12 protein-coding genes are annotated in these 10,937 nt (G+C 69.7%); 8 read left to right on the top strand and 4 right to left on the bottom strand.

The features are described from left to right. Positions 1–2: 2 nt before the first annotated feature. Positions 3–728 carry an ABC transporter ATP-binding protein gene (locus tag ABD225_RS08645; RefSeq protein ID WP_344083595.1) on the bottom strand — a complete coding sequence of 242 codons (726 nt, stop codon included), beginning with the start codon at positions 726–728 and terminating at the stop codon, positions 3–5. After that, complete coding sequence (locus ABD225_RS08640) at positions 725–1,375, bottom strand: PadR family transcriptional regulator (RefSeq protein ID WP_344083592.1); 651 nt, start codon at positions 1,373–1,375, stop codon at positions 725–727. The genes ABD225_RS08645 and ABD225_RS08640 overlap by 4 nt, the downstream gene beginning before the upstream one ends. Before the next feature lie 176 nt (positions 1,376–1,551). Between ABD225_RS08640 and ABD225_RS08635 the strand changes: the two genes are divergently transcribed. Continuing rightward, positions 1,552–2,058, top strand: coding sequence for a SigE family RNA polymerase sigma factor (locus tag ABD225_RS08635; protein WP_344083589.1), 507 nt, complete (start codon positions 1,552–1,554; stop codon positions 2,056–2,058). 1,049 nt (positions 2,059–3,107) lie between these two features. On the opposite strand, the gene ABD225_RS08630 is transcribed toward ABD225_RS08635, so the two are convergent. Then, a complete protein-coding gene (locus tag ABD225_RS08630) occupies positions 3,108–4,085 on the bottom strand; it encodes an NAD(P)H-quinone oxidoreductase (RefSeq protein ID WP_344083586.1) in 978 nt (325 codons plus the stop codon). A gap of 55 nt (positions 4,086–4,140) precedes the next feature. On the opposite strand from ABD225_RS08630, the gene ABD225_RS08625 reads away from it, so the two are divergent. After that, on the top strand, positions 4,141–5,058 hold the full coding sequence (locus ABD225_RS08625; protein ID WP_344083583.1) for a DMT family transporter: 918 nt from the start codon (positions 4,141–4,143) through the stop codon (positions 5,056–5,058). Between the two features lie 90 nt (positions 5,059–5,148). On the opposite strand, the gene ABD225_RS08620 is transcribed toward ABD225_RS08625, so the two are convergent. Next, the gene (locus tag ABD225_RS08620; RefSeq protein ID WP_344083580.1) at positions 5,149–5,748 is read right to left on the bottom strand and encodes a TetR/AcrR family transcriptional regulator; all 600 of its coding nucleotides are present in this window, start codon (positions 5,746–5,748) and stop codon (positions 5,149–5,151) included. A gap of 40 nt (positions 5,749–5,788) precedes the next feature. Between ABD225_RS08620 and ABD225_RS08615 the strand changes: the two genes are divergently transcribed. The 6 genes from ABD225_RS08615 to ABD225_RS08590 are packed head-to-tail and all read left to right on the top strand — an operon-like array spanning position 5,789 to position 10,937. Next, on the top strand, positions 5,789–7,069 hold the full coding sequence (locus ABD225_RS08615; RefSeq protein WP_344083577.1) for an acyl-CoA dehydrogenase family protein: 1,281 nt from the start codon (positions 5,789–5,791) through the stop codon (positions 7,067–7,069). Next, positions 7,066–7,851, top strand: a complete 786-nt coding sequence (locus tag ABD225_RS08610; protein WP_344083574.1) for an SDR family NAD(P)-dependent oxidoreductase — start codon at positions 7,066–7,068, stop codon at positions 7,849–7,851. Before ABD225_RS08615 ends, ABD225_RS08610 begins: the two co-directional genes overlap by 4 nt. Further along, positions 7,848–8,924: a phosphotransferase family protein gene (locus ABD225_RS08605; protein ID WP_344083571.1), complete on the top strand. Its 1,077-nt coding sequence runs from the start codon at positions 7,848–7,850 to the stop codon at positions 8,922–8,924. Before ABD225_RS08610 ends, ABD225_RS08605 begins: the two co-directional genes overlap by 4 nt. Then, entirely contained in the window at positions 8,921–9,580 is a 660-nt protein-coding gene (locus ABD225_RS08600; RefSeq protein ID WP_344083568.1) for a histidine phosphatase family protein, read from the top strand. Before ABD225_RS08605 ends, ABD225_RS08600 begins: the two co-directional genes overlap by 4 nt. A 10-nt stretch (positions 9,581–9,590) precedes the next feature. After that, positions 9,591–10,346, top strand: a complete 756-nt coding sequence (locus ABD225_RS08595; RefSeq protein WP_425564367.1) for an SDR family oxidoreductase — start codon at positions 9,591–9,593, stop codon at positions 10,344–10,346. A 51-nt stretch (positions 10,347–10,397) separates the two neighbouring features. Continuing rightward, positions 10,398–10,937, top strand: a complete 540-nt coding sequence (locus ABD225_RS08590) for a mycothiol transferase (RefSeq protein WP_344083565.1) — start codon at positions 10,398–10,400, stop codon at positions 10,935–10,937.

The following is a 10,937-nucleotide window of genomic DNA, read 5'->3' as shown; positions in this document are numbered from 1 at the left end:
CGTCAGGCCCCCGTGCCGGCGAGGATGTCTTCGGCGGACTCGGCGGAGCCGGTGGTGTCCACGACGACGCCATCGCGCAGGAAGACGACCCGGTCGGCCCAGGCCGCGTGGCGTGCCTCGTGGGTGACGAGCAGCCCGGCAGCGCCGGCATTGCAGCGGTCCCGCAGCACGCGCAGGACGCCCTCGCCGGTCTGGGAATCGAGCGCGCCGGTCGGCTCGTCGGCCAGGACCAGGCGCCGGTCGCCGACGAGCGCGCGGGCGATCGCGACGCGCTGTTGCTGGCCGCCGGACATCTTGTCGGGATAGCGGTCGGCGAGTTCCATGACCCCGACCACCTCGAGGATCTCGCGGGCGGCGCGGCGGCCATCGCGCACCGACATACCGTCCAGTTCCAGGGGAAGGGCGACATTCTCGGCTGCGGTGAGCGAGGGGATGAGGTTGAAGTCCTGGAAGACGAAGCCGACGCGGCGGCGGCGGAGCGCGGCGAGCTTGGTGGCATCGAGGCGCCCGACTTCGGCGTCCTCGATCCAGACCTCGCCGCTGGTGGCCTTGTCGAGGCTGCCGGCGAGGTTGAGCAGGGTGGACTTGCCGGAGCCGCTGGGGCCCATGACGGCGACGAGCTCGCCGGGCTGGACCTGCAGGCTCACCCCGCGCAGTGCGTGGACGGCCATCTCCCCCTCTCCGTGCGTGCGGACGACGTCGACCAGGCGAAGGATCGGTGCGGTCATTTCTGCTGGGCCCCCTTGGTGATGGATTCGTATGCCGTGCTCGTGTCGTGTGCCGTGTGCTCCCGGCCGGCTCCTGGGTCGGGGGCGGCCGGGGTCCTAGGGCGGGCGGCCTCTAGCGCCAACCGGGACTCGACGTGATCGAGCCAGCGGACCTCGGATTCGGCGGCGAAGATGAGGTTCTCCAGGACCAGCAGCCAGGCGAGGTCGTTGGAACTGGCGGCCTCCGCGGCCTGCCGGTCCGTCGCCTGGACCTTCAGCCGGGTCAGGTCGCGCAGATGTTTCAGGGTCGCGGTGCGCTGGGTCTGCACCACGCCCGGCACGTCGACGCCTGGCGTGGTGACGGCCAGGGCGAGCTTGATGACGAGTTCGTCGCGCGGCGTCTCGTCGCGGTCGACGGGGGTGCGCCACCAGGTGGTGACCTCTTCGAGGCCGAGCGGCGTCAGGTGATAGAGGATGCGCCCCTCGTCGTCGGCCTGCGGATCCTGCTCGACCAAGCCGTCGCGCTCCAGGCGGGCGAGGGTGGTGTAGACCTGCCCGACATTGAGCGGCCACGTCCCCCCCGTGCGCGCCTCGAACTCGCTGCGCAACTGCGCGCCATACATCGAACTCTCCGCCAGCAGCGCCAGCATTCCCAATTTGACCGACATGACATCCGCTCCCATCTGCCCGGCCGGGGCCGAGATACCGAGTATCAGGCCAGGTGAGGCAACCGTATACCGGGTATTGGCTTGCGTCAATACTGAGTAGGTGACCGAATGGACCCCTCCGTCGGGTGCGCCTCGGCCGTGTAATAGCGGTGGGGGCAATCCCGTGGGGAGGTGGCATGGAGGTCGAGGAGTTGGTGCGGGCGCGGTATGGCGCCCTGGTGCGGGCGGCCTTCCTCCTCACCGGCTCCCGCGAGGGTGCGGAGGATCTTGTGCAGGACGTGCTCGTGCGCGCCGGCACCCGCTGGCCCCGGATCACCGATCGCGGTCATCCGGAGGCTTATGTCCGGCGGATGCTCGTGACCCAGTCCATCGACACCTGGCGCAAATGGCACCGTGAGGTGCCCGCGGGGGAGGCCACGGCATACCTCCTGCAGAGCGCAGCGGAGCCGGTCGCGGTGCCCACGCGGGTCGCCCTCGCCCGGGCGCTCGCCCGGCTGACGCCCAAGCAGCGGGCGGTTCTGGTGCTGCGGTATGTCGAGGACCTGACCGAGGTGGCCACCGCCGAGGCGCTCGGGGTCGCCGTGGGGACGGTGAAGTCGCAGACGCGCGATGCGCTCGCGCGGCTGCGCGTCGTGGCGCCGGAATTGCTGGCCGTCGAGGACGGCGTGAAGGAGGAGTCATGAGTGACGTCTTGGAGACGGTGATCCGCGAGGCCGCGGACCGGCCCGGGGATCTCGACCTGCCCGCCGGCCCCGCACCGGACCTGGTCGTCTCGGCGATCACCACGCGCGTAGCCCGCTCCCGCCGCTCCCGTCGTATGCAGTGGCTCGGCGGCCTCGCCGCCGCCTCGGTCGCGCTCGGGGCGGGGATGTGGGTGGCAGTCGACCTGCGCCCACCTGGCAGTGATTCGCCCCAGGCCACGGTGCAGGCACCGCCGCTCCTGGTCATCCGGTGCCCGCAGGTGTCGGCGCCACTGCCGGCGACCGTCGAGCGGCTTGCGGCGATCGTGAGGACACGTGACGCGCGAGCCCTGTTGGTCGACGGTGACGGTCGATGCTGGTCCGAGCCGCAGGGTCTTGATCTGCGCCGGTGGGCCACGCTGTCCCCCGACGGACGCGTGCTGGGCGGGGCGATCGCCGATCCGGCCAGTGGGGCAGATCGCGTGGCCTTGCGTCACCTCGCGACCGGTGTGGTGGGCTCGTACGCCCTGGCGACACCCGGCAGCTTCGGCCTTTTCCAGATGACCGACCCGGCGGGCGAACGCTGGTCGGCCGACGCCACTGCCCTGTTCATCCCGGCAGGCCCCGGCCCCACCACAGACCTGGCCGTTGCGCCGAGCGGAGTCGTTCTGTCCGCTCCGCCGGGTGGCCGACGCGGGCCCGCCGGGCTGTATGCCCTCGGCAGTGGTGATCAGGCGCCGGAGCAGTGGAGATCCACCGCGGTGCTGCGATCCCACACTGCGTGTTGGGCGGACGGGTCGACGGGCTCGGTGGCCCCGGATGGATGGTCCGCCGGGTTGTGGGCCGGCCGGGGTTCTGGGGGGTCGCGGTGGTCCTCGATCAATGTGCTGGACGGCACGCTCGCGACGGCTCCGGCGGTGGCGGGCGGTTGGGTGCCGGGCGCGCCGACGGACTACAGGTATGCGCCACCCTGGCCGGGCGCACGGGCATACATGCAGGTCAGGGGCTTGCTCACGACCCGGCGCACTCAATTCTGTAGCCGGTTGGGCCGCTCAGGGCAGGAGCAGCAGCTTGCCGATGTGCTGGCTGGCCTCGAGGTCGCGGTGGGCCTGCGCGGCCTCGGCGAGCGGGTAGCTCGCCTGGATCACCGGCGTGACGTCGCCGGCGGCGATGAGCGGCCACACGTGCTCGCGGACCGCGGCGACGATCGTGGCCTTCTCACCGGCCGGCCGGGCGCGCAGCGAGGTGGCGATCACCGCGGCGCGCTTGGTCAGGAGTTGGCCGAGGTTCAGCTCGCCCACCGCCCCACCCTGCAGGCCGATGACGACGAGGCGGCCGTTGACGGCGAGGGCATCGACATTGCGCGGGAGGTACTTCGCGCCCATATTGTCGAGGATGACGTCCGCGCCCCGCCCGTCACTGGCCTCCTTGACCCGGGCGACGAAGTCCTCGTCCCGGTAGTTGATCAGCACCTCGGCGCCGAGGTCACGGCATACATCCAGCTTGTCCTGGGAGCCGGCGGTGACGGCGACCCGGGCGCCGACCGCGCGGGCCAACTGGATCGCCATCGTGCCGATGCCCGAGGAGCCACCGTGGCACAAAAAGAATTCTCCAGGTTGGAGATTCGCGGTGAGGAAGACATTGGACCAGACCGTGCACGTCACCTCGGGGAGAGCGGCCGCGTCCCGGAGCGAGATGCCGGCGGGTATGGGGAGGAGTTGCGTCGCGGGGACGGCGACCAGCTCGGCATACCCCCCGCCGGTCAGGAGCGCGCACACCTCGTCGCCGACCGCCCAGCCCTCAACCCCCTCCCCGAGGGCGTCGATGGTGCCGCTGACTTCCAAGCCGGGGTATGCCGATGCCCCCGCCGGCGGCGGATAGAACCCCTTGCGCTGCATGACATCCGCGCGATTCACTCCCGCCGCGGCGACCCGGATCCGCGCCTCTCCGGGGCCGGGGGTCGGGTCGGGCACGTCGGCCAGGATCAGCGCGTCGTGCTCGCCGGGGGTCGGGATCGTGATCGCCTTCATGCCTCCCGATCGTAGGCTCCGGGGAGCGGTGCGTCGGTGGGGCAGGATTCACCGCATGAGCGGCGACGTCGACCGAGCCAATGAGCCGCGGACGCTCGCGGCGGCCGTCGTCACGATGCTCTTCTGGGCGTCGGCCTTCATCGGGATCCGCGCGGCGGGCCAGCACTTCGATCCGGGCGCCTTGGCGCTGCTGCGGATGACGGTCGGGAGTGTCGTCCTCGGCGTCATCGCCGCGGTGCGGGGGATCCGGTGGCCGCCGCGCCGGTCGCTGCCGGGGATCGCGGCATGGGCCGTGGCGTGGTTCTGCGTCTACAACTTCGCGCTGAACACCGCCGAGCAGGCCATCGACGCCGGCACGGCGGCGCTGGTGGTCAACCTGGCGCCGCTGATGGTCGTCATCGTCGGCGGTCTCGTTCTCGGAGAAGGCTTTCCGCGAGCGCTGGTGATCGGTGCGCCGATCTCGTTCCTCGGCGTCGCGATCATCGCGACCCAGTCGCGCGGTGGGCTTGTCGCCCTGTCGGGGCTCGCTCTCGCGCTGCTCGCCGCCGTGATGTATGCCGGGTGCACCCTCGGCCAGAAGCGGCTCCTCGCGAGCGTGGACTCCACGACGCTGACCTGGCTCGGGGCGGTCGCCGGGACGATTGCGTTGCTCCCGTGGGCCGGCCGCCTGGTGTCGGATCTGCAGACGGCGCCGGCGACGGCGACGATGTGGGTGATCTATCTCGGGATCTTCCCCACCGCCCTGGCCTTCACGACGTGGGCTTATGTGCTGGCCCGCACCTCGGCCGGGCGCACGGCCGCGACGAGCTATATCGTCCCGGCCCTGGCGATCGCGATGTCGTGGCAGCTGCTGAGCGAAGCGCCCACGCTCCTGACTGTCCTCGGTGGCGTGCTGTGCCTGGTCGGGGTCGCGATCACGCGGCTCGGCGGGCCGGTTCGCGGCCGCGCGTCGGGTCGCGAGGTTGACGGCTAACCACCGACCTACCGCCTGGTATGAGCCGTGATCGCGGCCAGTACCAGGCGGTAGCCCGGGCGTTAGGGGTGCGGGGTCAGGGGTGCGCAGTCACGGGCGGAGAGCAAGCGCGGACAGCGCACCAAGGGCGGCGACGCAATGCGCCGCCTCGGTCTCAGCCTCGGTGCCGGGAGGCAACTGGAGGGCGCGGTCCTCGGCATACGCCACCCACGCGTGCGCGACGCGCGGGTCGATGCCGGGCAGGGCACGGCATACGAGATCGGCGATGCCGGAGCGCAGGCTGGTGGCCGTGGCGCCGGGGTCGTCGAGGTCGGCGAGCGGGCCGGACTGGCCATAGACGAGCGCGAGATAGAAGTCGTGCCGGCGCACGATCTGGGCGATGAAGCGCTCGGCGAGTTGGCGAACGGCCGCCTCGCCCGCGACCCCGGGATCGGGCCGAACCGTGCGCAACACCCGGCGCCCGGCTGCGGCGACCACGGCCTCGTGGAAGGCCGCCTTGGTCGGGAAGTAGTGGAAGAGCAGGCCGCGCGAGACGCCCGCTTCCGTCGCGACCTCGTCGAGGGAGAGGTCCATCGCGGGCCGCTCGACGAATTTGCGCAAGCCGATCCCGAGCAGCTGGCGGCGCCGCTCGTCCGGGCTCAGCCGCACCCGTCCCGGCGGTGAGGCGGTGTGATCGTCGCGACTCGGCACGCTATTGAGCATTGCTCAATAAGCCGTTATGGTCAAGGACATGGACTTCAGCCTCTCGCCCCGCGCCGCCGATCTGTCCGCCCGCGTTCGCGAGTTCGTGGACACCCACGTCGAGCCCCTGGAGGCCGAGCTGGTCGCGGACATCGCGGCCCGCCGGCTGCACGGGGAGGACCCGTGGCGCATCGATCCGCGGATCGAGGAGGCGAAGGCCGAGGCGCGCCGCCAGGGCCTGTGGAATCTCTTCCTGCCCGCCGGGCACGAGGGGCCGTATGCCGAGCGCTTCGGCACCGACGGCGGCGCCGGGTTGTCGAATCTCGACTATGCGCCGGTGGCCGAGCAGATGGGCCGTTCGTTCATCGCACCGCTGATCTTTAACTCCAACGCGCCGGACACCGGCAACATGGAGGTCTTGCTGAAGTACGGTTCGCAGGCTCAGAAGGACCGCTGGCTCGAGCCGCTGCTCGACGGCAAGGTCCGCTCGGCCTTCCTGATGACCGAGCCGGGAGTCGCGAGCTCGGATGCGACGAATATGCAGGCGCGCGCCGAGATCGACGGCGACGAGGTGGTCCTCAACGGCCGTAAGTGGTGGTCCTCCGGTGCCGGTCATCCCGACTGCAAGGTTGGCATCTATATGGCGGTCACCGACCCGAATGCCGATCGCCACCACCGGCATTCGATGGTCGTGGTCCCTATGGACCACCCCGGGGTCACGGTCGAGCGGATGCTCTCCACGCTTGGGCAGTATGACGAGCCGCTCGGGCACGGTGAGGTCACCTTGACCGATGTGCGGCTGCCCGTCGATCACATCATCGGCGGTCCGGGGCGGGCCTTCGAGATCGCGCAGGGCCGGCTCGGACCGGGGCGCGTGCACCACTGCATGCGGCTGATTGGCTTGACCGAGAAGTGCCTGGATCTGGCGCTGCAGCGCTCGGTCAGTCGCGTGGCGTTCGGCAAACCGCTCGCGCAATTGGGTGGCAACCGCGAGAAGTTCGCCGAGGCGCGGATCAAGATCAACCAGGCTCGCCTGCATGTCTTGCACGCCGCGTGGAAGCTCGACACCTTCGGCTCCGCCGCCTCGCTGAGCGAGGTCTCCGAGATCAAGGTCGCCGTGCCAAGAATGGCTTGCGAGGTCATCGATTTCGCGATCCAGATCCATGGCGGCGGCGGCACCGGTCCGGACTTCCCCCTCGCGGCGGCGTATGCCGGAGCGCGCTCCCTGCGCCTCGCCGACGGCCCTGACGAGGTCCACCTCGGAGTGGTCTCGCGGCTGATGCTGGCGCCCTACGCCAAGAAGGCGATGGCCGTTGGGGCGGCCCAGTGAGTCGGGTGCTCATCACCGGCGGGGCGTCCGGGCTTGGGCTCGCCTTGGCCACGGCGATGCTCGCTCGCGGGGACGAGGTCCTCGTCGGGGACCTCGCGGAGGAGCGGCCGGACAGCGTGCCGGAGGGGGCGGCATACCTGCGGCTCAACGTGCGCATCCAGCAGGACTGGGATGCGGCGCTCGCAGACGTGCGCGAGCGGTGGGGCGGGCTGGACCTGCTGGTTAACAACGCCGGCGTGGCCACCGGTGGGCGGATCGACGTCGAGGCCTTCGCGGACTGGGAGCGGGTCATCGACATCAATCTGCTTGGTGTGGTGCGGGGCTGCCAGACGTTCGTGCCGCTGCTCAAGGAGCAGGGTTCGGGGCGGATCGTCAATGTCGCCTCACTCGCCGGGCTCGTGCATGGGCCGGCCATGTCGTCCTACAACGCGGCGAAGGCCGGGGTCGTGGCGCTGTCGGAGACACTGCGATTTGAGTTGGCGCCCTTCGGTATTGCCGTCAATGTCGTCTGTCCGTCCTTCTTCCGGACCAACCTGCACACCTCGCTGCAGGGGAAGGACGAGGAGATGGAAAAGACGGCGGCTCGGCTGATCACCAAGGCTGGCGCGAGCGCGGACGACATCGCGGCCAAGGTACTGCGCGGCATCGAGAAGGACCGGCCGGTCATCCTCACCGACCGGCAGGGGTATGCCGCCTACGCGGCCAAGCGGTTCGCTCGCCCGTTGTATGACCGCGCCTTCGGCAAGGGTGCGCAAGCGCTGGCCAGGAGAGTGGCGCGGTGAGTGGCGAGCCGGTAGCCGGTGCGGGTGCCGTGCGGGACGAGGATGCCTTCGATGCCGCCATTGTCACGGAATGGTTGCGCGGCAACGCTATTGACGCTTCTGGTCTGGACGGTTTGCCGCAGGTGCAGCAGTTCGGAGGTGGCGCCTCCAACCTGACGTACCTGCTGCGCTGGCCCGAACGCGACCTCATTCTGCGGCGTCCGCCGTCGGGCACCAAGGCCAAAGGCGCGCACGATATGGCGCGCGAGTACCGCATCCAGGATGCCCTCGCGCCGGTCTATCCGCTCGTGCCTCGGATGATCGGCTATTGCGGCGACGAGTCGGTCATCGGCTCTGAGTTCTATGTCATGGAGCGCGTCGAGGGGTTGATCCTGCGGCGTGACTTCCCTAAGGGTGTCGGGCTCGATGACGAGGCCGCGCGAGATCGCTTGTGCGGCACCTTTGTTGACGCGCTCGTCGCCCTCCATGCGGCCGACCTCGACTCCTCAGGTTTGCGGGAGCTCGACCGCGGATCAGGCTATGTCGTCCGCCAGGTCGGCGGCTGGATCGAGCGCTTCCGGCGAGCGCGCACGGAGGATGTCGGAGATTTCGCCGACGTCATCGCGTGGCTTCAGGACAACCAGCCGGCCGATCAGCCGCACACGATGATCCACAACGATTTCCGCTTCGACAATCTGGTGCTGGCCGCAGATGATCTCAGTCGCGTGGCGGGAGTGCTGGATTGGGAGCTGTCGACGGTCGGGGATCCCCTGATGGATGTCGGCTCGGCGCTGGCCTACTGGTCGCAGGCCGACGATCCCGAGCCGATGCAGGCGATCCGGTTGCAGCCGACGAATGCGCCCGGTATGTGGACCCGGGAGCAGGTGTGGGCGGCATACGCCGAGCGCCGCGGGCTGACGATCGGCGCGCAGGACCGGCGCTTCTATGAACTCTTCGGCACCTTCCGGCTCGCCGTCATCGCGCAGCAGATCTATTACCGCGCCTTCCATGGACAGACGACCAATCCGAAGGCCGCTGGCATGGGAATGTTTGTGCGGATTCTCGACGCCCGATGCATGGAGTTGCTCGGATGAGCCGGATCTTCCTGGTTCGGCACGGGCAGGCATCCTGGGGTGCCGAGAACTATGACGCGCTGAGTGAGCTCGGTCGCCGCCAGGCCGCGGCGACGGGTTGGTGGCTCGGCGGGCGGGGCATCGTGCCTGCACGACTCATCTCGGGTGAGCTTGTCCGGCAACGCGATTCACTGTCCGTCATGGCGACGGGCGCCGGCTGGGAGGTGCCGTTGGAGTGCAGCGGTGGGTGGGATGAATACGACCACCTCGCCGTGCTGGCGGCCCTGCCCACCGATGATCCGGTGTATGCAGCGAGCGCCGGCCTGGATGAGCGCCGCGCCTTCGATGCGGTGTACGCCGCGGCGCTGCGCCGCTGGGTGCTCGGGCGCGGCGACTATCGAGAGTCGTACGCCGCCTTCACCGACCGCACCACCACCGCCATGGAGTCGCTCGCGGCGGCCCTGGCCCCCGGCGAGGATGCCGTCGTGGCCACCTCCGGCGGCGTCATCAGCGTCATCGGCGCGCACCTGCTCGATGGTGGCCCGCGGGTGTGGGACCGCCTGCAGCGGACGGTGGTCAATGCCTCGGTGACCCAGGTGCGGGTGGGAGCACGCGGCATACACCTGATGAGCTTCAACGAGGCGAGCCACCTGGGCGACCTGTGGTCGGCGCGCTGAAAGGACAATCATGACAACGGTTTTGATCACGGGCGCCAGCTCCGGACTGGGCGCGGAGATGGCGCGACAGATGGCCGGTCTCGGCCACGATCTGGCCCTCGCTGCGCGGCGGACTGAGCGGCTGGAGGAGCTACGCGACGAGATCGAGAATGCGCACCCCGAGTGCCGCGTTGAGATCCGCGCCCTCGACGTCAACAATGACGACCAAGTCTTTGAGGTCTTCCGCGCGTTCCGTGACGACTTCGGCACGATCGATCGCGTCATCGTCAACGCCGGCCTCGGCAAGGGCGCCCCCATCGGGACGGGTCGCTACGACGCGAACAAGGCCACGGCGATGACGAATTTCGTTGCGGCACTGGCACAATGCGAGGCGGCGATGGAGATCTTCCGCGCCCAGAAGGCCGGGCACCTGGTCATGATCTCGTCCATGTCCGCGATGCGGGGCATGCCCAAGACCATCACGACGTATGCCGCGACCAAGGCCGGCGTCGCCGCGCTCGCCGAGGGCATCCGCCACGAGATGGCCGGCGAGCCCGACCTCGCCATCGACGTCTCGGTCATCTATCCGGGCTACATCCGCTCGGAGATGAACGACCACGTGAAGAAGCCGATGCCCTTCATGGTCGACACCGCGACCGGCGTCGCCGCGATGGTCGAGGCGATCGAGACGCGCAAGCCCCACGCCCGCGTCCCGTCATGGCCCTGGGTCCCCATGGGCACCCTGCTGCGCCACGCCCCCCTTCCGGTCGTCCGCAAGCTCACCTGACAGCGCACCTTGTCGCCCGCGGGGTGGGGTCGTCTCGCTAGCGTGGCCGTCATGACGACGGACCTGCCGCACCGCATACCCATTTCGGCGGCGCCGGACGAGCGAGAGGCGGTCCTGACGGTCCTGGCGCGCAACCGGCGGACCTTCGCATGGAAGTGCTTCGGTCTCGCTCACGAGGAGATGAACCGGCGGCTGGCGCCGTCGGCGCTGACGCTCGCCGGGCTGGTCAAGCACATGGCCCTGGTTGAAGATCACTACCTGACGCATCAAGTTCTCGGTCGTGACTATCCGGCGGTGTGGGCGCCGTTGCAGCACAACGAAAACTGGGACTTCGAGTCCGCGGGCGAGGATTCGCCGGAGGAACTGCATACGTTGTGGTCGGCAGCCGTTGGCCGGTCCGAGGCTGCCACCGACGAGGCGCTCGCCGACGGCGGGCTCGATCGGCTCGTCGTCGACTCCGGCGGGGGCGAGCCCTACAACCTGCGCCGCGTGCTGATCGACCTGATCGAGGAGTATGCCCGGCACACCGGCCACGCGGATCTCATCCGCGAGTCCATCGATGGACTGGTCGGAGAGAACGCGCCCGACTGA

The organism is Nostocoides veronense, from assembly GCF_039531185.1.
Lineage (GTDB): Bacteria > Actinomycetota > Actinomycetes > Actinomycetales > Dermatophilaceae > Nostocoides_A > Nostocoides_A veronense.
Note: the sequence above shows the minus strand (reverse complement) of the source record. Positions and strands in the feature narration are given on the sequence as shown.

What these genes read in the sequence shown, in the direction of transcription:
- ABD225_RS08635 (WP_344083589.1), top strand. Translation starts at nt 1,552, where the DNA reads ATGGAGGTCGAGGAGTTGGTGCGGGCGCGGTATGGCGCCCTGGTGCGG.
- ABD225_RS08590 (WP_344083565.1), top strand. Translation starts at nt 10,398, where the DNA reads ATGACGACGGACCTGCCGCACCGCATACCCATTTCGGCGGCGCCGGAC.
- ABD225_RS08600 (WP_344083568.1), top strand. Translation starts at nt 8,921, where the DNA reads ATGAGCCGGATCTTCCTGGTTCGGCACGGGCAGGCATCCTGGGGTGCC.
- ABD225_RS08595 (WP_425564367.1), top strand. Translation starts at nt 9,591, where the DNA reads ATGACAACGGTTTTGATCACGGGCGCCAGCTCCGGACTGGGCGCGGAG.
- ABD225_RS08625 (WP_344083583.1), top strand. Translation starts at nt 4,141, where the DNA reads ATGAGCGGCGACGTCGACCGAGCCAATGAGCCGCGGACGCTCGCGGCG.
- ABD225_RS08640 (WP_344083592.1), bottom strand. Translation starts at nt 1,375, where the DNA reads ATGTCGGTCAAATTGGGAATGCTGGCGCTGCTGGCGGAGAGTTCGATG.
- ABD225_RS08630 (WP_344083586.1), bottom strand. Translation starts at nt 4,085, where the DNA reads ATGAAGGCGATCACGATCCCGACCCCCGGCGAGCACGACGCGCTGATC.
- ABD225_RS08615 (WP_344083577.1), top strand. Translation starts at nt 5,789, where the DNA reads ATGGACTTCAGCCTCTCGCCCCGCGCCGCCGATCTGTCCGCCCGCGTT.
- ABD225_RS08645 (WP_344083595.1), bottom strand. Translation starts at nt 728, where the DNA reads ATGACCGCACCGATCCTTCGCCTGGTCGACGTCGTCCGCACGCACGGA.